This window comes from Nonomuraea lactucae, assembly GCF_003313395.1.
Classification (GTDB): Bacteria; Actinomycetota; Actinomycetes; order Streptosporangiales; family Streptosporangiaceae; genus Nonomuraea; species Nonomuraea lactucae.
Genome location: NZ_QNFZ01000127.1, coordinates 1 through 20,866, shown reverse-complemented (window position 1 = coordinate 20,866; position 20,866 = coordinate 1). Strand labels below are relative to the sequence as shown.

Annotated in this window: 14 protein-coding genes and 2 pseudogenes; 4 read left to right on the top strand and 12 right to left on the bottom strand. The window is 69.9% G+C overall.

Features of this window, described 5'->3' with window-relative positions; all coding sequences use genetic code 11:
* A pseudogene (locus DQW85_RS09010) lies at positions 1-375 on the bottom strand (3' terminal RNA ribose 2'-O-methyltransferase Hen1); the annotation flags it as partial.
* Between the two features lie 700 nt (positions 376-1,075).
* Positions 1,076-1,477 carry a hypothetical protein gene (locus DQW85_RS09000; RefSeq protein ID WP_162794852.1) on the bottom strand — a complete coding sequence of 134 codons (402 nt, stop codon included), beginning with the start codon at positions 1,475-1,477 and terminating at the stop codon, positions 1,076-1,078.
* A gap of 347 nt (positions 1,478-1,824) precedes the next feature.
* Between DQW85_RS09000 and DQW85_RS08995 the strand changes: the two genes are divergently transcribed.
* Positions 1,825-2,337 (top strand): helix-turn-helix domain-containing protein, encoded by a 513-nt coding sequence (locus DQW85_RS08995; RefSeq protein WP_162794851.1) that lies wholly within the window; start codon positions 1,825-1,827, stop codon positions 2,335-2,337.
* Between the two features lie 110 nt (positions 2,338-2,447).
* Here the strand turns inward: DQW85_RS08995 and DQW85_RS08990 are convergent, their stop codons facing one another.
* Positions 2,448-3,122, bottom strand: a complete 675-nt coding sequence (locus DQW85_RS08990; RefSeq protein ID WP_240197039.1) for a TetR/AcrR family transcriptional regulator — start codon at positions 3,120-3,122, stop codon at positions 2,448-2,450.
* A gap of 100 nt (positions 3,123-3,222) precedes the next feature.
* Here DQW85_RS08990 and DQW85_RS08985 point away from each other — a divergent pair, with 100 nt between their 5' ends.
* Positions 3,223-4,170, top strand: a complete 948-nt coding sequence (locus tag DQW85_RS08985; RefSeq protein ID WP_113699909.1) for an SDR family NAD(P)-dependent oxidoreductase — start codon at positions 3,223-3,225, stop codon at positions 4,168-4,170.
* On the opposite strand, the pseudogene DQW85_RS08980 reads toward DQW85_RS08985, so the two are convergent.
* Positions 4,122-4,328 (bottom strand): annotated as a pseudogene (locus tag DQW85_RS08980) (VOC family protein); the annotation flags it as partial. The gene DQW85_RS08985 and the pseudogene DQW85_RS08980 overlap by 49 nt on opposite strands.
* 246 nt (positions 4,329-4,574) lie before the next feature.
* On the opposite strand from DQW85_RS08980, the gene DQW85_RS08975 reads away from it, so the two are divergent.
* Positions 4,575-4,811, top strand: coding sequence for a hypothetical protein (locus DQW85_RS08975; protein ID WP_113699908.1), 237 nt, complete (start codon positions 4,575-4,577; stop codon positions 4,809-4,811).
* A gap of 732 nt (positions 4,812-5,543) precedes the next feature.
* Here DQW85_RS08975 and DQW85_RS45745 read toward each other — a convergent pair.
* Entirely contained in the window at positions 5,544-6,170 is a 627-nt protein-coding gene (locus DQW85_RS45745) for a transposase (protein WP_205314992.1), read from the bottom strand.
* A 76-nt stretch (positions 6,171-6,246) separates the two neighbouring features.
* Complete coding sequence (locus tag DQW85_RS45740) at positions 6,247-6,612, bottom strand: IS110 family transposase (RefSeq protein ID WP_205314991.1); 366 nt, start codon at positions 6,610-6,612, stop codon at positions 6,247-6,249.
* Positions 6,613-6,969: 357 nt separating this feature from the next.
* Here DQW85_RS45740 and DQW85_RS08965 point away from each other — a divergent pair, with 357 nt between their 5' ends.
* The gene (locus tag DQW85_RS08965; protein ID WP_113699907.1) at positions 6,970-7,458 is read left to right on the top strand and encodes a hypothetical protein; all 489 of its coding nucleotides are present in this window, start codon (positions 6,970-6,972) and stop codon (positions 7,456-7,458) included.
* A 196-nt stretch (positions 7,459-7,654) separates the two neighbouring features.
* Here DQW85_RS08965 and DQW85_RS08960 read toward each other — a convergent pair whose 3' ends face one another.
* The 6 genes from DQW85_RS08960 to DQW85_RS08935 form a co-directional block, all read right to left on the bottom strand.
* Entirely contained in the window at positions 7,655-9,187 is a 1,533-nt protein-coding gene (locus DQW85_RS08960) for an ISL3 family transposase (protein WP_113699906.1), read from the bottom strand.
* Positions 9,188-9,339: 152 nt separating this feature from the next.
* Complete coding sequence (locus DQW85_RS08955) at positions 9,340-10,560, bottom strand: hypothetical protein (RefSeq protein WP_113699905.1); 1,221 nt, start codon at positions 10,558-10,560, stop codon at positions 9,340-9,342.
* A 7-nt stretch (positions 10,561-10,567) separates the two neighbouring features.
* On the bottom strand, positions 10,568-11,743 hold the full coding sequence (locus DQW85_RS08950) for a HesA/MoeB/ThiF family protein (protein WP_113699904.1): 1,176 nt from the start codon (positions 11,741-11,743) through the stop codon (positions 10,568-10,570).
* 213 nt (positions 11,744-11,956) lie between these two features.
* Positions 11,957-13,237, bottom strand: coding sequence for an MFS transporter (locus DQW85_RS08945; RefSeq protein ID WP_113699903.1), 1,281 nt, complete (start codon positions 13,235-13,237; stop codon positions 11,957-11,959).
* On the bottom strand, positions 13,218-17,243 hold the full coding sequence (locus DQW85_RS08940; RefSeq protein ID WP_113699902.1) for a non-ribosomal peptide synthetase: 4,026 nt from the start codon (positions 17,241-17,243) through the stop codon (positions 13,218-13,220). Before DQW85_RS08940 ends, DQW85_RS08945 begins: the two co-directional genes overlap by 20 nt.
* A partial coding sequence (locus DQW85_RS08935) for a non-ribosomal peptide synthetase (RefSeq protein ID WP_113699901.1) occupies positions 17,240-20,866 on the bottom strand: 3,627 nt, incomplete at its 5' end. The genes DQW85_RS08935 and DQW85_RS08940, both read right to left, overlap by 4 nt.

Sequence of the window (20,866 nt, the reverse complement as noted above, 5' to 3'; positions counted from 1 at the left end):
CAGCGCGGGCAGCATGATCTCCAGCGGCAGCGGCCCCTCCGCCAGCTCCGGCCGGGCCCGGCACCGCCCGGCCCGCGCGGTGCGGAAGGCGTCGGCCAGCGCCACGGCCAGCAGCGAGGACGCCGCGTACGGGCGGTCGTTGACGTACTGCGACAGGCTGAAGTCGGGCGAGCCCTTGGCCCGCGACCTGACCAGCGCCACCGGATCGATGTCGAGGAGCAGCGCGGCGGTGCAGCGCTCCTCCCCCGCCTCCGGGTAGAACACCGTGGCCGTGCCGAACGACTGACCGAACTCCTGCACCCGGTCGGGATGCTTGTGCAGGAGAAAGCCGAGGTCGGTCGCCGGTCGCGCGGTGGTCGAGATCGTCAGCAGCACGGGGTAAGTGTGCCGTAGCAGGCAAAGCCCCCGCTAACGGATTAGCCCTTCGTCAAGGGACGAATCACACGTGGGGCAGCACCTCGGCCGCGATCAGCTCCACATGGTCGAGATCCGCCAGGTCCATCACCTGGGGGTACACCCGTTCGGCCCCAGCCCGGCCAGCTCGCCGATCTTCTCCACCACCTCCGCGGCGGTGCCCGCGAGCCCGCTCTCGCGCAGCGTGCCCGGGTCCGAGCCGATCGCGGCCGCGACGGGACGCTCGATCTCGGCCCACGCACACGGTCTGGGCAGCCGACAGGACGAGCGTGCGCTCCGCGGACTCCGCCGCCCGCCGAACCTGGTCGAAGGCCGCGCCCGTCTCGGTCAGCGCGGCTGGGCTATGCCCGGGTGTGGGGCAAGTTGGTGGCGGGTTTGGCCGGTCTGCCGCTTGTCTCGGTGTCGGAGAAGGGGGGTTCACGCGATGGCCACCCCCTGCTGGGAGCAGCTGGTGAACGCCACGCATTGCGTATCCGTGCCGGGGCGACGGCGGGCGGGCCCAGGCCACCCACCCGGTAGGCGATGCGTGTGCCGGACGCGGTCGCAGGTCATTACGCGCGGCTGCTGGACAACTCCGGTCTCGTCTGGCGGACATCGTCCGGATGCCCGCCCTGCTGGTGGAGGGCATCCGCGCCCTTCGCCGGGTTCCCTGCGTGAGGTGTCAGTAGCTCGACTGCCACGCATACCAGGGGCCCTGAAGGTGCTTGTATGAGTGCGCGACCGAGTCGTGCTCGTCGAGATCAACGGGCATTGTCCGCGGGCTCCAGACATAGCCGAAGGGGTCGACTCCGGCGATGTCGCCCTGGACGAAGTAGACCAGCCCGTCCTCCCGGTAGACATCCTCGAATGCGAGGTATCCGATGTCGCGCTGCCCGAGACTGTCACCCTCCCCGAGCGTGCGGGCGAGTGCCTCCATCTTCGCGGCCGAGCGCGCAAAGCGGTGGTCCTGGGCCGGCATCAAGAAGACGAGCGCACCAAGGAGGAGAATTCCCGCCAGCAGCACCGCTCCCAGGCACGCGGTTCGGCGTAACCCGGATTCCTCAACGGTGATCGTTCCACCCATGCCGTCATCGTCACATGCTTTCGCGGAGTCGTGTGTTCGTCTCCACTTTCGATCTCACGGAGAAGGGCATCGACGAGGTATCGCCGTGGGGGGCAAGGTGGTGAACGTCCGCGACAGGGGCGCGACTGACCGCTCGGTTTCTTGAGGGAGTGGGCCCCTGCCCCGACAGCTTGACGATCGCCGAGTCCTGGTCGGCGGAGGGCCGGGCGGATTGGCCGTGCCCGGATTTCACGTGGTAGGTGATGGTGGCTTTGTTCCTGCGTGCGGTCAGCCGCATCAGAAGCAGCATGCCCCGTTACGACGAGACCCGGAAGACGAAGGACGGGTCCGTTCAGGGGAGAAGATTCATGCCCTCCACCGACCCTGTCCGGCGCCGGGTCTGGGTCACCCGCTACATGCGCCACGGTCACGGCAGGAGCCAGGTTGAGCTGGCCGAGCGCCTCGTGCAGGCCCGCACCGATGGGCCGGCGTCGGTCCTCGACGCCGCCCGGCAGATCCGCACGCTGGTGGTGCAGGTGTCCTGCTATGAGTCCGGCCGGACCAGGCCGCGGGCGAAGGCGGTGCAGGCGCTGGCGGCCGTGCTCGGCGTCGACGTGCTGCAGCTGCTGGCGCCCGGAACACCGGTCACGCTGGTCACGCTGCGCGCGCGACTGGGGCTGACCCAGGACGACGCCGCTACCACGCTGGGCATCAGCCGCAGCCTCTACGCCGCCGTTGAGCAGGGTAAACGGGCGGCGAGCGTGCCCGAGACGGCCGCGCTCGCTGCGGCTCTGCACACCTCGGTCGACCAGGTCCGCCGGGCGCTGCCGCCGTCGCCGGCGTACGGCTCAGCCGCCGCCGGGCCCGAAGAAGAGCGTTGACGCGGAGTCCGAAGTGGTCAGGGCCAGCGGCCCGAGCTTGGGCACCCCGGCCCCTCCACCGTCCGAGCGCGAGAAATACAGAGGTTTTGGCCTGTCCAGTACAACGCAGGTCAGCGGCGGGGCAGCACGCCCAGGAGGGTTGCGGTCAGGGCCAGCTTCAAGTAGTCCTTCAGCTCCAAGTGGAAGCGGGCCAAGTCGGGCTCGGCCTGGTAGGCCGCCTGCAGGCTGGGTGGGGGTGTGCTGTACGCCGACAGCGCGCCGGCCATGACCATGGTTTGCAGGCTGAACAGTGCTGCGTTCTCGCCCAGCTCCGGCAGGTACTTCTGGATCAGGGCGGTCATGGTTGTCAGGCGGTCCAGGGAGGCGCGCTTGTAGTGTGCTACGACCTCGACGGAGACGTTGTGTTCCAGGACGCTGCCCTGTGCGCCGAAGAGGTCGCACAGCACCACTCGGCCGGAGAGTGAGCGGCTGAGGATCTCGGCCACCGCTGCCGCTCGCTCGGCCATGGGTAGATTTTCGTCGATGCCGGCGGCCAACTCGCCTGCCAGTTCCGTCAGCCACTCCTGCAGGAGGTGGTCCAGCAGTTCTAGCAGCACCGCCTCGCGAGACTCGAAGTAGCGCAGCACGTTCGGCTTCGCCAGGCCTACCCGGCGGCTGAGCTCGTTCAGGGTGACCGCGGCCACAGGCATCTCGTCGAGCATCGCCGAGGCCATGTCGAGGATCGCCCGTCGGCGGATCTCCCGCTGCTCTTCGGTTCGCGCCCGCTGGAAAGTCACGATCGTCACCCTAACTTAGATACCTGCGGTACGTTGACAACGTACCGAAAGTACCTTAACGTCGTCGACACAAGATACCTTCGGTACGTTAGTTAGTTGGGAGCCTGACGTGAGCGAAAAGTGGACGACGGCGAACATCCCGGACCAGCGCGGGCGGGTGGCCGTGGTGACCGGGGCCAACACCGGACTGGGGTACGAGACCGCCAAGGCGCTCGCCGAGCGCGGGGCGTCCGTGGTGCTCGCCGTGCGCAACGTCGAGAAGGGCGAGCAGGCCGCGGCCCGCATGACCGGCGACGTGACCGTGCAGGCGCTGGACCTGACCTCGCTCGACTCCGTCCGGACCGCGGCGGCAGCGCTGCGGTCCCGGCTCGACCGGCTCGACCTGCTGATCAACAACGCCGGCGTGATGTACACCCCGAAGCAGACCACCCGGGACGGCTTCGAGATGCAGTTCGGCACCAACCACCTCGGCCACTTCGCGCTCACCGGGCTGCTGCTGGACCTGATGCTGCCGGTGCCCGGCTCGCGCGTGGTGACGGTCAGCAGCACCGGCCACCGCATCCGGGCCGCGATCCACTTCGACGACCTGCAGTGGGAGCGGTCGTACAGCCGGGCCGCCGCCTATGGTCAGTCCAAGCTGGCCAACCTGATGTTCACGTACGAGCTGCAGCGCCGGCTCGCCACGCACGGCACCACCGTCGCGGTGGCCGCGCACCCCGGCATGTCCAGCACCGAGCTCGCCCGCAACACCCCCGCGGCCCTCCGGCTTCCGCTCACCTGGCTCGCGCCGCTGATCACCCAGACGCCGGCGATGGGCGCGCTGCCGACCCTGCGCGCCGCCACCGACCCCGCCGCGCTCGGCGGCCAGTACTACGGTCCCAGCGGACGCAACGAGGTCATGGGCCACCCCCGGCTGGTCACCTCCAGCCCGGAGTCGTACGAGGTAGTCGTCCAGCAGCGGCTGTGGGCCGTCTCCGAAGACCTCACCGGGGTGAAGTTCCCCGTCGTTCAGTCCAGGCAGAACTCGCTTCCCTCCGGATCGGCCATCACGATGTAGCCCGCGCTGGTAGGAGGCGCCGGCTCGTCGCGGCGCAAGCGGGTGGCGCCGAGACCGACGAGGCGCTCGCACTCCGCTTCGGGGGCGGCCATCCGCTCGTCGCCGTGCAGGCCGGGTGCGGCGCGTACGTCCAGGTGCAGGCGGTTCTTGGCGGTCTTGCCCTCGGGGACCTGCTGAAATTCGAGCCGACCGCCTTCCGACCGCCACCCAGTACGCCGCCCTGGGCCACCTGCACCGCCGCCAGCAGATCCCTGGCCCCTGCCCGATCTGGTACAGCGGCTCGCCCATCAACGTGGACTTCGGCGAGGAGGCCAACACCCCGGGCGCGCTGCTGGTGAAGGTCACGCCGGGGCGGCACGCTGGAGCAGCTTGAGGCCATCGACCCTGGCGACGACTGGCTCAAGGTGATCGTCGAGGAGCAACCGCGCGTCGGTCTGACCGACGACGTGCGCGAACTGCTGCCGGGGGCCGTTGAGGTCATGCTGGACGAGCGGTTTCGGCCGGTGCCCGCCACCCGGCCAGCTGGCGCGGCCGGCCGCAGCCCGCGCGGGCTGTTTCGCGCCTACCTGGCCGCCACCGGCCGCCAGGATGAGCAGGTGGCCGCGCTGTTCGAGCGGCTGTATGACGAGGTGAGCGGCTGATGCGTCCCCTGCTGTTGCACCTGGATCACTTCGGCAGCTTCCGCGAGCCTGTGAGCGTTCAGCATCCCGAGCACCACTTCGCCGTCTGCGTCACCAATCCCGGAAGGTCGCCCTTCGGCCCAAATCATCGTCGCCCCAGCCTGCGTCGCGACGATCACACCGAACGCGATCGTGACCGCAGCAAGAAGATAGCCGGGAGGACGCGGCCAAGACCGCCTTGCGACAAGCACGATGCCGATCAGTAACCCGAGGGGGACGGTTACGAGCTGGCCCAGATCCAGGCCAAACAGGGCCGCGAGACGGGTCTCCTCGACGTCATTGCCACGCTGAGCCCACAGGAACGGGATCGTCATGACTCCACCTGCGAGCAGGCCAACTGCCAGTAATCGGAGTGCCGCAATGCGCGCCATGATTGTGGACTGGCTGGACCCTGCGCCACCTCGGCTGAGCGTGTAGCTGTATTCTGCTGCTGTACGAGATCGAAAAGGCCACTTCCCGATCATGGGAAGTGGCCTTTCACCTGCGGTGAAGCCTAGCGGATTCGAACCGCTGACATCCTGCTTGCAAAACGGCCTGATCTTCAAGGACAACGGCCTCGACCTGCGTGGAGGACGGCCCGCGAGTGACCGTGATTGACCGCTGACCGCCCTTAATGGCACGCTAATGGCACGACGATCACGCCCGCCACCTCGGCGCTTCCGCGCGACGCGCGCACCCCTCTCCCTGACGCTCCTATGTGCAAGGGGTCGGCCGCTGATTATGTGGTCCCTCGACGTTGCGGCTGTGGTGATCGGCGATGAGGGCGCGATAGATCACGTCTGACAGATGCCGTTTCAGGACGCGGAAGCTGCCCTTGGTGGTGTCGCGGGTGGTTTCCTGGCGTCGTTTCAGCAGTGCTCGGGCGCCTTCGTGGCAGCGGGCCTGGGTGATGGCGATGCGATGCAGGGTGGTGTTGAGTTGGCGGTTGCCGCCGCGGTTGAGCCGGTGTCGGTCGTCGTTGCCGCTCCAGACGGGGATGGGTGCGGTGCCGTTGTGCCGGGCGAACGCTGCGGGGCTGTGGAAACGGGTGATGTCGCCGATCTCGCCCAGGAGTTTGGCGGCGGTCAGTACGTTGACTCCGATGATCGCCATGAGGCGCGGAACGCGGGCGTCGACGAGCGGTTTGAGCTCCTTTTCGATGGTGTCGATCTCGATGCTGAGGGAGTCAGTGAGGGCGATCTGGGCCAGAGCGACCCGGCGGGCGGTGCTGGCCGGCAGAGCTTGAAGCCGCGTGGTGAGCTTGCGCCGGGTGGTGATCTGCTTGAGTTTGGTCACCGCGGCTGCCAGGTCGGGGTTGAGGTCGTGGACCAGCCATAACACGCGGTTGATCAGGCTGGTGCGCTCGGCGATGAGGGCCTCGCGGTGGTCGACGAGCAGGCGGATCGGCCGGGTGTGCTCATCGAGATGTGCGCGGCAGGTCGGGCTCTCGCAGTGCCAGCCGGGCGATGGCCAGGGCGTCGATGGGGTCGGATTTTCCGCGCTCGCGGCCGCTTCGACGCTCGCCGGCGGTGCGGTTCGGCGGTACCGGGATGACGGTCTCGCCGGCGGCCAGCAGGTCGCGGACCAGGCCGCCGGAGACGTGCCGGACGTCTTCGACCGCCCACACGCGCTGGTCGGGAGCGACCTTGCGCGCCCAGACCATGAGCTGGACATACCCCTCGCCGCGGGCCTGCACGGTGCGTTCGCCCTTCTTGCGGCCGACTCCATCGACTGCGACCGCGGTGTGGGTGCGCTTGTGCGGATCGATACCGATCACCATCATGGACATGTTCTCCTTCATCGAAGGGGGACGACATCCGGGCTGGTCGGCGGACATATCTCAGTTGAGGGAACTGCCAGGCTCCTATCAAGTCATGCCGCCCGGCCCGGTCTATGTCGAGATCCAAGTCGCCGTGGACAGGTCAGGCACAAGCCATCGGTGCTCCGCAGGCAGATCATCCCTGAGTCACCGGGCGACCTCGACCCGCATCAGCGGGCACCACAAGGGTGACACTGAGATCATCCCGTCTGCCGCCGACCGGTCCACTCAGCTTGACCCGGGTAGAGGCAGAGCGGTGTCGTCCTTCGCAGTCCCGCCTCGTGGTGGACGTGTCGCTTGCCCTGCGGCTAGTGTGCGCCCGTGCCGCTGACTGATTCCGAGATCGCCGCCCAGCTCGCGCCCGCTGGGCTTCTCTTCATCCGGCGAGTGGAAGGAGAGGTCCGGCAACCTCAATTGCCACCGGGACGTTATCCCTCAAGCGCTCGACCCGAGGATGGCCGATTCGACTCTCGGCCGGACGAGATTCCCGATGTCGACGACAAGGACATGCCCGTCAAGGTCAACGCGAGTTGGTTCCGGATGGCGTCGGAGTACGGCCTCCTCAACGAGGATCGCGAATTTCTGCTGCTAGTCAACTACGCAGACGAAGAGGACGAGGTGGAGCGACTGCGCAGCTGGATCGCCACGACGTTCACGCCTCGTTTCGTTCCGGAGTTCCGCATGGTGTCCCTTGACGGCCAGACGGTCGTCGAGACCACTGTGTGGGGCAATGGCACCGTCAGCACCATCGCCATCCGACCCTCTGCTACCGCTCCTGGCCGCGGTACAGAGGAAACTGCCCGAGGTTAGGCGCAAGATCTTGATAGCTGCTCGGTTCGCTACGATCCGTGCAGCCGACGGCTTTACAGCTCATGACCGGTACGAGCAAGCCGTAGCCTCTGACCTGCGGCTAAGCTGCCCTTCTCGTCGGCAGCAACCTTGATCATTGCACGCATAGGGACTGTACGGTCTTCGGCTCTGTCTCTCTTTCGGTGGTGACAGACAGTTAGGCCAGGAGGATTCGGTGGCGTAGCAGCGCGAGGCCGGCTCGGCCGTGCATCTGGCGCATGATGCGCTTGGTCTTGGTGTTCACGCCTTCGGTTCCGCCGTTGTGGTAGGGCAGGGTGACGGCCGCGTGGACGGCGTCGCGGTCCGGGTCAAGGCCACGGATGAAGGCATGCAGATGAGGCAGATCGGCGGCACGAGCGGTGGCGATCCACGCGTCGAGGCGATCGGCGTTGCCCTCGCGAGGCCGCAGCAGGTCGGCGAAACCGCGGACGTGCCCAGCCAGGTCGATCATCTCGGGACAGGCGCCGGTGAGGTCGTCCAGCAGGCGCCGGTGCTCGTCTTTGAGGTTGTTGGGCCGCGTCAGCAGGAGCCGGGTCAGGCGGCGAGGTGCGATGGGCAGGCGGTCGGCTTCGACCCGGCCTTGGGTGATGTAGCGGTAGAGAAGGTTGAAGCTGCCCTGGTAGCCGAGGGCGTTGATCTCGTTGAACAGGTGCAGGACGGGGACGGCGGGGTCGTCGGCACGGCGACGCCTGAGGTGGTCGCGGTAGGGGTCGACGATGGTGGGGCGGTATTGCGGGGCGCGTTGAAGGCGTTGGGGTTCGGGCACGCGTGCATACCGTTTGACGGTGTTGAGGGACACGTTCAGACGCCGGGCGCATTCCAGCAGGCCGACGCCTTTGCTGAGCAGGTTGTGGACCTGGTGCCAGCGTTCGCGGGTGGACTGCGCGCGCGTGCCGTCCTGCAGAGGCGGTCCAGCCTTGGCCCAGCAGGCGCTATGCCCTGCTACCTCTTTCAGGACGGCCTCGCCGAAGTTGTGCCACAGGTGCCAGCGGTCGGCGACCTGGATGGCGTCCGGCAGCGCGCGGCGGATCGCTTCGGCGTAGGCGCCCGAGCCGTCCCGGCAGACGACCTGCACCCCGGGATGGGCGCCAAGCCACGCCTCCAGCACATCAGCGGTGCGCCCGGGTAGGACGTCGATACGCTCGTGCGTCTCGGCGTTGATGAGCACGGTGGCGTAGCGGTGACGTCGGCGCAGCGCGAAGTCGTCCACCCCCAGTACTCGAGGCACCTGAGGGTGCGGCAGGGGCGGGCGTAACAGGATACGCAGGGCGGTAGGCCGCGACAGGCGCACGGCCAGCGCGGATAAGGCTCGCATGCCGGCGCGGCCGGCCAGTTCGCGGACCACCGCGCCGATCTGTCCTGTCAGACGGGGTGTGCGCCGCTGGTAGCGCTCCAGCACACCGGGGAGCTGTTCGCGGAAGGTCTGGCGGCAGCCGTACGTCGGGCAGATCAGGCGACGGATCCGCACCACCACCAGCACGCGCCGGGCGTCGACCGGGACATCGGCCACGCTCCGCTCGTGATAGCCGTGCACACGCGCCGTCTCGGCCCCGCAGCCCGGGCAGGCGACCGGCCTGTCCAGGGTTCGCGCTCGTATCCGGATCTGCTCACCCTCGTCCGCCACGTCCTCCACGACCAGCGGCGATAGTCCCGAAAACACCGTCCCTAGAAGCTCATCGACACCATGCACAACTCAGCGTGACGCTATGAGACTCACCGTTACCACCGAATCTGAGACAGAGCCGATCACTGGACAGACCCACTGTCGCGCCCGAGGTCGTGGGAGGGTGCACGGACAGCCGGACCGGACCACGAACAGGAACGATCTTCTCAAACGCTCACTCAGCGGTGCGGGGTGAGGGCTTTGCGGAGTTTCGCGCCGTGTTTGTTGAAGAAGAGGATCAGGAACATGACGTTGAGTGTGCCTTCGACGGCCAGGACCAGGAGTCCGTCGGTGATGGCGGCCAGGTCTGCTGAGGTGATTCCGTGGACCAGGTTCTGGGCTGCGCGCAGGAAGAGTGTGAACAGGATGGGCAGTCCGTAGAAGGTGAAGAGCGCGACCGTGATGAACGAGCCGATGACCATGAAGCCCGCGTACAGTTTGACGGCCCTGCGTTCGTGGTGGGCGAGTTGTCGGGTGGGGTCGTGTCGGGCCGGGTGCCGGCGGAGGGCTGTGGCGGTGACGTGGCGGGCGTAGTCCCAGGCGTCGCCGTAGAGGTTCTTGCATCGCAGGAGCTCTTGGAGGACGAAGTACATGTCCGTCTTGATGTAGAGCATGAACTGGTTGGAGATGGACAGCAGGAGTACGAGGATGCAGGCCTCGAGTGAGCGGCCGAGGAGGCCTTTCGGTGCGGCGAGGCTGATGGTGAGGGAGCAGGCGGCGCAGATCACGAGGTCCGATTTGATTCCGGCGAGGTAGACGCGCAGCCGTGTCCGGCGGTCGGCGGCCCACAGGCTGGTGACGGTGGTCTGGGCGACCAGGAACTGCAGCCGGGTGCCGAGGCCGAACCGGGCGTGGATGTCGTCGGCGCGGGCCGCGGCGAGGTGCCAGAACTCGTGGAGCGCGAGGGCGGCGAGGAACATGGCGGTGTTCCAGGCCAGGTTGACCGATGGCGAGTCGGTGACGAAGAAGGCTCGGAAGTCGGGGATGATCTGGCCGCGGCCGATGGCGGCGAGCAGTCCGGCGGCGATGAACGCGTAGACGAGGAGCTGGGCGGGTGGGCTGAAGGCCCAGCGGATATGGCGGGGGCGCAGCCGGCGGAGGCTGGGCGGTTTCGGGGGCGGGCCGACGGGCCGGCCGTCGAGGGACGCGACGAAGCCGAGTTCGATGAGGGTTTCGGCGAAGCCGGTGGCGTCGACGTCGTCGCCGTGCAGGTCGCGGACGCGGTCGCGGGCGGCGGTGATGCTGTGGGTGTCGTTGAGGGCGTGCAGGAATGTGGCTCCCTCGGCGGGGATCTCGACGAACTCGCCGTCGTCGGGTCGTCCGACGATCCAGTGTCCGGCGTCGCCCTGTTTGAACAGCAGCGGGTGCAGCTGGATGGTGGTGGTGGCCTCGACCGCCATGTTCGCTTCACCCCGCCAGGTCCGGGTCGTCTCCGCATGCGGGGCAGCCGGGTCGGCGTTCGGCCTCGATGTAGTACTGGTGGTCGTAGTCGAGGAAGTTGCGGTGGATTCTGCGTCCGGCGGTCTGGACGGGCATGCCGAACAGCAGGAAGAGGGTCTCCATGGCGGCGAAGTGGCCGGTCATCTGCGCGGTGGGGGCCATGACGGGGTTGAAGCCGGGGATGTCGTGCTCGGCGTCCAGCAGGTCGGCCTCGCCTCTGGTGCCCAGCCGTTCCCGCTCGCCGGCGAGCATGCACTCGTGGCAGCCTGTCACTCTGGGGATGTGCGTGCCGACGCAGAGCATCGGTCCTGTGTAGGAGCCGATCACGAGTGGTATGCCGACGCGGAGCATGGCCTCGTTGGCCCAGTGGACGATCTCGTGTGGGATGTCGGCGCAGAGCAGGAAGACGTCTGATCCGCGTATCGAGGCGACGATGTCGTCGGGGCTGGACAGCGTCGTGTCGGTGCCGGTCACCTGGATGTCGCGGTTGAGGTCGCGCAGCCGTTCGACGGCGACTTCGACCTTGCGGCGTCCCACGTCGGCTTCGGTGTAGAGGAGTTGCCGGTTGAGGTTGGTGAGTTCGACCTCGTCGCAGTCGACGCAGTGGACGTGGCCGACGCCGGAGGCGACGAGGCTGGAGGCGACGGCTGAGCCGATGCCGCCGACTCCGAGGATGGTGACCTTGCTGGTCTTGAGGCGGTTCTGGAGTTCGTATCGGCTCGATCGTGGTGTGGCGTCGATCCATGACTGGAATTGGACGCTGCGTTCGTAGCGTTCGAGTTCGCGGGCTGTCATGGTGGGCGGTTGGGCGGCTCCGAGGTCTTCCACCCAGCCTGACTGGATCAGGAAGTCGACGATTTCTTCGATGTCGGTGGTTTTCGCGCTGTGCTCTGCCGCTACGGCGGTGATGAGCTGGTCGCGGCTGAGTGTCCCGTCCATGCGCCGGCAGATGGGCCATACCAGGCCGGTTCCGTCGTCGAGTTCGGTTCCGAGGCCGTACTGGATGCTGCCGATCCAGATTGTTCCGTTGGGGCGGGGAATGGGACGGTGGGCGTCTTTGATCTTGGGTTTGAGCACGGCGGTGACCTCACGGCGTTGGGGGTTGCGAAGGGTGTGGATGGTGTCCCAGGGCCCGCCCGCCATGCGCCGGGCGGGCCCTGGGACTGTCCCCTAGAAGATGAGGAGGACGCGGACCTTCGTGGTCTCGAGCTTGTCGAGCTTGCGCACCTTGATCGCCTTCATGGTCTCCCCTCCTTTCCAAGAAGATGGGAGTGACGCTAGGCGCGCGGTTTCGCCGTGTCTTGAGCAGTCGGGGTGTTCAGTTTGGGAGGGCGGGCGGCGGCGGCTAATCAGGGGTCACGCGGTGATGGGGGTTTCCGGGACGCTGCGAAGCTTCGGGATGGGCGAGCGGGCGAGCACGGCCATGGGGATGAGCGCGCCGGCGAGCGCGGCGACCAGGACGACGGGGCGCATGCCGAAGGCTTGGCCGAGCAGGCCGGCGGCCAGGGCGCCGAGCGGGGCGGGGACCAGGCCCATGGCCCAGATGGTGGCGATGACGCGGCCGGTGAGTTCGCGAGGAGTGGCGGACTGCAGGACGGTGATGTTGTTGACGACGAACACCTGGGCGCACAGGCCGACGAGGAGCTGTGAGAGGCCGAGTGTGGTGGCGGCGAGCCACAGGGGGCCGCCGGCGAGGGGGACGAGGATGAGGGCGCTGTTGCCGATGACGGTGGACCACAGCATGGTGGGGCCGGGTCCGAGGCGTTTCATGAGCCTGACCGACAGCCAGGCGCCGATGATGGCGCCGATGCCGCCGACGGCGAGCACCGCGCCGACCCAGCCGGCGGGGATGTCGACGCTGCCGACGACGTAGGGGATGTAAAGGGTCTGCAGGATGCCGATGTCGAAGAAGGAGTAGACGGCGCTGGCGATGGCGAGGGGGCGGATGAGGGGTTGGGTCATGACCCAGCCGAGGCCGTGGCGGATGGCGGTGAGCATGGAGGCGCCGCTGTCGGGGGCCGTGGGGTCTTCGCGTTTGCGGATGAGGAGCAGGCAGAGGGCGGACAGGGCGTAGCTGGCGACGTCGACGAGGATGACGAGGGGTGCGGAGCGGGCGGCGATGAGGACGCCGGCGAGGCTGGGGCCGGCGGCCTTGGAGATGGAGTCGCTGAGCTGCAGGTGGCTGTTGCCCTGGCCGAGGTGTTCGGGCGCGACGAGGACCGGCAGGTAGGAGCGGTAGGCGATCTCGAACAGGACGCCGAAGACGCCCATGACGAAGACGACGACGTACAGCCACCAGAGGGTGAGCATGTCGAGGAGGAAGAACAGGGGGACGGTGGCGAGCATGAGGGCGCGGACGCTGTCGCTGACGATGAGGACGGGGCGGCGGCGCATGCGGTCGACCCAGACGCCGACGACGAGGAAGAGCACCATGGGCAGGCGGGCGAGGGCGCCGAGGATGCCCATCTCGGCGACGGAGGCGTGCAGCAGCAGGTAGGCGACGATGGGCATGGCCAGCACGGTGACCTGCGAGCCGATGAGTGACAGGCTCTGTCCCGCCCACAGTTTGAGGAAGTCGTTGTTCCCGCGGAGGGTGGTGGGGGGGTCGGTGGCGGGTTCAGTGCTGGGTGAGGCCATGGTCGGTGCACTTTCTCAGCTCGGCGGCCGCCTGGGCGGCTCTTGGTTCGTACAGGACGGAGAAGCGTTCGCCGTGGATGGGTGAGATGCGCAGGTCGCCGGTGATGACGGCGCGCCAGCCCATGTCGTCGGGTTCTGTGGCGGGGGTGGTGGGTGAGAAGAGCAGGACGTCGCCGTCGTAGGGGTCGTGGCGGTGGTGGCCGACGGCGTGGGCGTTGGCGCGAAAGACGTTGACGAAGCGGCGGGCCTGGTGGAGGTCGGCGGTGTCGGGCTGGAGGGTGTCGGCGCGGGAGGCGGCGTCGATGACGGTGAGCAGGCGCTGTTCGGGGTCCATGCGGTGCAGGGAGTCGAGGTCGACCTGGATGTTGCCGCCGGCGAGGGCGTGGGTGAGCAGGACGGCGTCGTCTTCGAGGGAGGCGCGCAGGACGGGTTCGTCGGCGTCGGAGTAGAACAGGACGACGAGGGGGACGTGTTCGCCCATGGCGCGCAGGCGGCGGGCGGTCTCGAGGGCGATGTTGCCGCCGATGCAGTAGCCGCCGAGGACGTAGGGGCCGTGGGGGCGGGTTTTGAGGAGGTGGGCGGTGTAGTCGTCGATCATCTCCTCGAGGGTGGTGTGGGGCTGTTCGCCGGGGGCGAGGCCGGCGGCTTGGACGGCGTAGACGGGCTGGTCGGGGCCGAGGTGGCGGGTGAGGGGCAGGTAGCGGAAGACCTGGCCGCCGAGGGCGTGGAAGAGGAAGATCGGTGGGCGGTCGCCGCCGGGGCGCAGGGGGATGACGCGTTCGGGTGGGGCGTCGTTGTCGGCGGGGCGGCGCAGTTGGGCGGCGAGCCGGGCGATGGTGGGGGCGGTGAGGACGGTGGACAGGGGGACGGTGCGGCCGAGTTCCTTGCGCAGGCGCATGGTGAGGCGCAGGGCGAGCAGGGAGTGGCCGCCGAGGGCGAAGAAGTCGTCGTGGACGCCGATGGCGTCGATGTTGAGGGTGTCCTGCCAGAGGGTGGCGAGGCGGGCTTCGAAGGGGTCGCGGGGCGGGATGTAGGGGGCGCGGTCGGCGGTGTCGTGGGGGGTGGGCAGGGCGGCGCGGTCGAGCTTGCCGTTGGCGGTGGTGGGGAGGCTGTCGAGGGTGGTCCAGCTGGTGGGGATCATGTGGTCGGGCAGGTGGGTGCGCAGGTGGGTGTGCAGGGCGGCGGTGAGGGCGCGGGTGTCGAGGTCCGTCGTTGCCGTGGCGTTGTCTGCCGGGCTGTCTGCAGGGCTGTCTCCCGGGCCGGTGGCAGGGCTGTCTGCCGGGCCGGTGGCAGGGACGAGGTAGGCGGCGAGGCGGTCGTCGTGGAGGGTGACGACGGCGGCGCGGACGCCGGGGTGGGTGGTGAGGTGGGCCTCGATCTCGCCGAGTTCGACGCGCTGGCCGCGGATCTTGACTTGGAAGTCGGTACGGCCGAGGTACTGGATCTCGCCGTCGGGGAGCCAGCGGGCGACGTCGCCGGTGCGGTAGAGGCGTTCGCCGGGCGGGCCGTAGGGGTCGGGGATGAAGCGTTCGGCGGTGAGGTGGGGGCGGTTGACGTAGCCGCGGGCGAGCTGGACGCCGCCGAGGCAGAGTTCGCCGGGCGTGCCGATGGGGACGCGGTGGCCGTGGGCGTCGAGGACTTCCAGGCGGGTGTTGGCGATGGGCCGGCCGATGGGGATGTGGGTCTCCCCCGGCGCGCAGGGGTGCCAGGTGACGTCGATGGCGGCCTCGGTCGGGCCGTACAGGTTGTGCAGTTCGGTGCCGGGCAGGCGCTCGTGGAAGCGGTGGGCGAGGTCGGCGGGCAGGGCCTCGCCGGAGCAGATGACCCGGCGAGGGGTGGTGGGCAGGGCGGGCTCGTCGAGGAAGAGCTCCAGCATGGACGGGACGAAGTGGAGGGTGGTGATGTGGTGGTCGGTGATGAGGTGGGCGAGGTGGGCGCTGTCCTTGTGGCTGTCGGGCGGGGCGACGACGAGGGTCGATCCGGTGATGAGCGGCCAGAAGAGCTCCCAGACGGACACGTCGAAGGAGAGCGGGGTCTTGTGCAGGACGCGGTCGTCGGGGGTGAGGTGGAAGGTGTCCTGCATCCAGCGCAGCCGGTTGACGATCGCCCGGTGGGAGACGCCGACACCCTTGGGCCGGCCGGTGGAGCCGGAGGTGAAGATGACGTAGGCGAGGGTGTCCGGGTGGATGTCGGCTGGCAGCTCGTCGGCGTCGTGGCCGTCGGGTGCGGGGGTGTCGAGGGGCAGGGCGGCGCCGTCCGGCAGGAGGGGCGCGGTGCGGTGGTCGGCCAGGACGGTGCGGGCGGCCGCTTCGCCGATCATGTAGGTGAGGCGTTCGGGTGGCAGGCCGGGTTCCAGCGGCAGGTAGGCGGCGCCCGCGCCGAGGACGCCGAGAAGGGCGGGCAGCAGGTCGGGGCCGCGTTCGAGGCAGACGCCGACGACGTCGCCGGGGCGGGTGCCGGCGGCGCGCAGCAGGGCGGTGACGGCGCGGGCGCGGTCGGCGAGCTGCCGGTAGGTGAGCCGGGTGTCGTCGTGGACGACGGCGGGGGCGGTAGGGGTGCGGGCGGCCTGGGCGGTGAAGAGGCGGTGCAGGGTGGTGGCGTTGTCGTACGGGCGGGCGGTGGCGTTCCAGCCTTCGACGGCGGCGCTGTCGCGGGCGAGGTGGGGGCCGGTGGGGCGGGGGTCGGCGGCGGGGTCGGTGGCCTGGTGGAGGGCGGTCAGGTAGTGGCCGGTGATGTGGCCGATCTGGGCGGCGGTGAACTGGGCGGCGTCGTAGGTGATGGCGAGGTCGAAGCCGCCGTGGTGGCGGGAGCGGGTGAAGCCGGCGGTGAACGGCAGGTCGGTCTGTTCGAAGAACTGCTGGTCGACGATGTCGGTGCCGGGCATGCCGCGGTAGACGTGGAAGTCGCGGAAGTCGAACAGCGCGTCGAGCAGGGGTGAGCGGCCGGCGGCGCGCTGGATGTCGAACAGCGGATACTGCCGGTGCGGCAGGAGGGCGACCTCGGCGTCGAACACCCGCCGGACGAGGTCGGCCCAGGTGGGGGCCGTGACGTCGAGGCGCAGGGGCACGGTGTTGAGGAACAGGCCGAGCACTTCTTCGCCGGCCTCGTTCTCGGGGCGGCTGTGGGTGACCAGGCCGGTCATGACGTCGCTGTCGCCGGTGAGGAGGGCGAGGACGCGCAGGTGGGCGGCGAGCAGCAGGGTGCGCAGCGGCACGCTGAGGGTGCGGGCGGTCTGCTGGAGGCGGTCGAGCAGGTCGGCGGGCAGCGGGTGGTGGGCGAGGTGGACGGTGCGCTCCTCGTGAACGGTGCGCTCCTCCCCCGCGCTCTCGGTGTGGGGGCCGGTGTGGGGCAGGCGGGGGATGCGGGTGTCGGGGGCGTCGGCGACCTGGGCCTGCCAGAAGCGCTGGGCGTCCGGGGAGGCGATGGTGGCGCGTTCGGTGGCGACCAGGTCGCGGAAGGCCGCCGGCGGCGGGGTCACCGGGAGGGGTTCGTGCCGCAGGTGGGCGTGGTATCGGCGGAACAGCTCGGTGACGAGGGCGGCGACGCTCCAGCCGTCGAGGATGGCGTGGTGGAAGCTGAGGCTGAACGCGTACAGGCCGCCTGGCAGGAGGTGGATGTGGGTGCGGGCGAGCGGCGGGGCGGACCAGTCGAAGGGGCGGCGTTTCTCCTGTTCCGTCCAGACGCGCAGTCGCTCGCCCGGGTCGGGGTCGGCGGTGAGGTCGGTGACCTCCAGCGGGATGGTGGCGGCGCGGTGGACGAACTGGAGGGGTTCGCTGAAGCCGGTGAGGTCGATGGAGGTGCGCAGCACGGGGTGGCGTGCGGTGACCTCGGCGAGGGCGGCGGTGAAGGCGGTGTGGGTGTAGGCGCCGCGCAGGGTGATGGTGGTCAGGTCGTGGTAGGTGGGCGCGTCGGGTTCGTAGGCGCTGTGGTAGAGCATTCCGGCCTGCAGGGCGGCCAGAGGGTAGGCGTCTTCCAGGCCGTGCGCGGCCCCCGTGGTCGCTGTCATCGCGCGTCGCCTTCCAGCATTCGTGCCAGGTCGTCGGGGTTGAGCAGGCCGAAGGGGGTGGCCTGCGGGGTGGCGGGCTCGCCGGTGGTGCCGGGCCGCAGCCGGGCGGCGAGCTCGCGGATGGTCTGGTGGAGGAAGAGCTGTTCGAGCCGTACGGCGTAGCCGGCGTCGCGGAGCCGGGCGACGACCTTGAGGCTGCGGATGGAGTCGCCGCCGAGGGCGAAGAAGTTGTCGTGAGCGGACGGGTGGGGGTGGCCGAGGACGGCGTGCCAGGCGTCGGCGATGGCGTGTTCGGCGGGTCCGTCGAGGGTGGCGTGCGGGGTGTGGCCGGGTGCGGCGGCCGTGAGGGGCCGGGGCAGGGCGTTGCGGTCGAGCTTGCCGCTGCGGGTGACGGGCAGGGCGTCGAGTGTCACCCAGGTGGTGGGGATCATGTGGTCGGGCAGGTGGTCGGCGAGGTGGCGGCGCCAGTCGGGTTCGGTGGTGGTGCCGTCGGCGACGACGTAGCCGGCCAGGCGCAGGCCGGCGGGGTCCTCGACGGTGTGTACGGCGGCGGCGCGGATACCGGGCAGGGTGGCGAGGACGGTCTCGATCTCGCCGGGTTCGACGCGCATGCCGCGGATCTTGACTTGGTGGTCGGTGCGGCCGAGGTATTCGATGGCGCCGTCGGGGCGGCGGCGGGCCAGGTCGCCGGTGTCGTAGAGGCGTTCGCCGGGTGGGCCGTGGGGGTCGGGGATGAAGCGTTCGGCGGTGAGGCGGGGGCGGTTGAGGTAGCCGCGGGCGAGCTGGACGCCGCCGATCCACAGGGTGCCGGGCACGCCGGTGGGAACGCGGTGGAGGTGCTGGTCGAGGATCTCCAGGCGGGTGTTGGCGACCGGCAGGCCGATGGGGATACGCCGCTCCCCCGGCGCGCAGGGGTGCCAGGTGACGTCGACGGCGGCCTCGGTGGGGCCGTACAGGTTGTGCAGTTCGGTGCCGGGCAGGCGCTCGTGGAAGCGGTGGGCGAGGTCGGCGGGCAGGGCCTCGCCGGAGCAGACGACGGTGCGCAGTGCTGGCAGGCGCGCGGCGAGGCGGGGTTCGTCGAGGAAGGCGTCGAGCAGTGAGGGCACGAAGTGGACGGTGGTGATCCGCTCGGTTTCGAGGAGGGCGGCGAGGTAGGCGGGGTCGCTGTGGCCGTGCGGGCGGGCGACGGCGAGTCCGGCTCCGGCGCTGAGGGGCCAGAAGAGTTCCCAGACGGACACGTCGAAGGAGAAGGGGGTCTTGTGCAGGACGCGGTCGTCGGGGGTGAGGCGGAAGGTGTCCTGCATCCAGCGCAGCCGGTTGACGATCGCCCGGTGGGAGACGCCGACACCCTTGGGCCGGCCGGTGGAGCCGGAGGTGAAGATGACGTAGGCGAGGGTGTCGGGGTGGATGTCGAGGTCGAGGGGGCCGGCGTCCTCGGCGTCGACGGCGGTGGCGTCGCGGTCGAGCAGCACCTGGGTGAGGTGGGCGGGGAGGTGGCCGGAGGCGGGTGTGGTGGTGATGGCGATGCGGGCGCCGGCGTCGGCGGTCATGGCGGCCAGCCGTTCGGCGGGGTGGTCGGGTTCGAGCGGAACGTAGGCGGCGCCGGCGGCGACGACGGCGTGGACGGCGGTGACGAGGTCGGGGCCGCGTTCGAGGCAGACGGCGACGGGCTGGTCGGGTCCGGCTCCGCGGGCGCGCAGGTGACGGGCGAGGCGGTTGACGTTGGCGGTGAACTGCCGGTAGGTGAGCCACTTCTGGCGGGCCGGGGTGCCGTCGCGGTTGTCGGGGGGGTCCTGGGGGTGGTCGTGGCCGAGGGCGGGCGCGTGCGGGGTGCGGCGCGCCTGCGCGGCGAGCATGCCGGGCAGGGTGCCCGGCTCCAGCGGGACGTCGGTGGCGTTGGCCGTGCGGATGGTGCCGAGCTCGGCCGGCGTGAGGATGGGGATGCCGGTCACGGGGCGTGCGGGGTCGGCCGTGGCGGCGGACAGGAACGCGCGCAGGTGGTCGGCGAAGCGCTCCATCCGGTCGTGGTCGAAGACGTCGGTGGCGTAGTGCAGCACACATGTGAGGCGGTCGCCGGCCTCCTCGACGATCAGGTGCAGGTCGACCTGGGTGACGCCGGGGTCGATGTCGAGCGTGGTGAGGCGGATGCCGGCCGTCTCGGGCGGGGCCGGGGGGACGTTCTGGTAGGCGAACATCACCTGGAACAGCGGGTTGCGGGTGAGGCTGCGCTCCTCGGCGAGCTCCTGCACGAGCAGTTCGAACGGCAGCTCGGCGTGGTCGTGGGCGTCGAGGACGCGTTCGCGGGTGCGGTGGAGCAGTTCGGCGAAGGTGGGGTCGCCGGACAGGTCGCCGCGCAGCACGAGGGTGTTGAGGAACAGGCCGGCCATGTTCTCCACGGCAGGGTGGGCGCGGCCGGAGACGGGGGTGCCGATGGGGATGTCGGTGTGGCCGGTGTAGCGGGCGAGGACGGCCTGGAGGGCGGCGAGGAGCACCATGAAGGGGGTGGCCTGCCGGGTGCGGGCGAGGGCGTGGACGGCGGTGACGGTGTGGGCGTCGATGGAGAAGGTGAGGCGGCGTCCGTCGTGGCCGGGCAGTCCTTGGCGGTGGCGGTCGGCGGGCAGGTCGAGCGTGTCGGGCAGGCCGGCGAGGGCGTCCTTCCAGTAGGCGAGGGCGCCGGTCCGGGCGGCGGCGCGGGCGCGCTGCCAGGCGGCGAAGTCGCGGTACCCGTTGGTCAGCTCCGGCAGCCCGCCCGCACCCGTCTCTGCCGTGGTGCGGGCCTGGTAGAGGAGCATCAGGTCGCGCAGCAGGATGGACAGGGTCCATCGGTCGGCGATGACGTGGTGCAGGGTGAGGAACAGGTCGTGCTCGTCGGGCGCCCTGGTGACCAGGAGTGCCCGGACGAGGGGGCCTTCGGCCAGGTCGAAGCGGTGGCGGGCCTCCTCGCGTCCGGTGTCCGCCGAGGCGTCGGGGTCGTGGGAGAGGTCTCGTACGGCCAGCCGGGGCCGGTGGGCGCCTTCGCGCAGGAGGGGTTCGCCGTCGTCGCCGGTGATGACGAGGCGCAGGGCGTCGTGCCGGTCCACCAGGGCGTCGAACGCGCCGGTGAGCGCGTCGGTGTCGAGGGGGCCGGTGAGGCGTTCGGCCCAGGCGACGTTGTAGGCGGGGTTGCCGGGGTCGAGCTGGTCGAGGAACCACAGACGGGTCTGGGCGTGTGAGGGCGTCGCGGGGCCCACAGGGGCGGGCGGGATGGCCAGGGGCGCGGCCGTGGTGGATTCGGGGGCGTCGCGCGCGTCGAGGAGGGGGGCCAGGCCGGCGATGGTGGGGGTCTCGAAGCAGCGGCGCAGCGGCACCTCCGCGCCGAACGCCTCGCGGAGCCTGGCCACGAGTCTCAGGGCGAGCAGGGAGTGGCCGCCGAGGGCGAAGAAGTCGTCGGTGACGCCGACCCGGTCGCGGCCGAGCAGGTCTGCCCAGATGGCGGCGAGCCTCTCCTCGGTGGGGGTGCGGGGGGCGAGCCGGGAGGTGGCGGTTGGTGCCGGGTCGGGGGCGGGCAGGGCTTCGCGGTCGAGCTTGCCGCTGGGGAGTACGGGGAAGGCGTCGAGGTGGACGAACGCGGCGGGGATCATCGC

Coding starts and splice junctions, on each gene's coding strand:
- DQW85_RS09000 (WP_162794852.1), bottom strand. CDS start 1,477: ATGGGTGGAACGATCACCGTTGAGGAATCCGGGTTACGCCGAACCGCG.
- DQW85_RS08995 (WP_162794851.1), top strand. CDS start 1,825: ATGCCCTCCACCGACCCTGTCCGGCGCCGGGTCTGGGTCACCCGCTAC.
- DQW85_RS45740 (WP_205314991.1), bottom strand. CDS start 6,612: ATGATGGTGATCGGTATCGATCCGCACAAGCGCACCCACACCGCGGTC.
- DQW85_RS08955 (WP_113699905.1), bottom strand. CDS start 10,560: ATGGCGGTCGAGGCCACCACCACCATCCAGCTGCACCCGCTGCTGTTC.
- DQW85_RS08950 (WP_113699904.1), bottom strand. CDS start 11,743: ATGGCGGGCGGGCCCTGGGACACCATCCACACCCTTCGCAACCCCCAA.
- DQW85_RS08945 (WP_113699903.1), bottom strand. CDS start 13,237: ATGGCCTCACCCAGCACTGAACCCGCCACCGACCCCCCCACCACCCTC.
- DQW85_RS08940 (WP_113699902.1), bottom strand. CDS start 17,243: ATGACAGCGACCACGGGGGCCGCGCACGGCCTGGAAGACGCCTACCCT.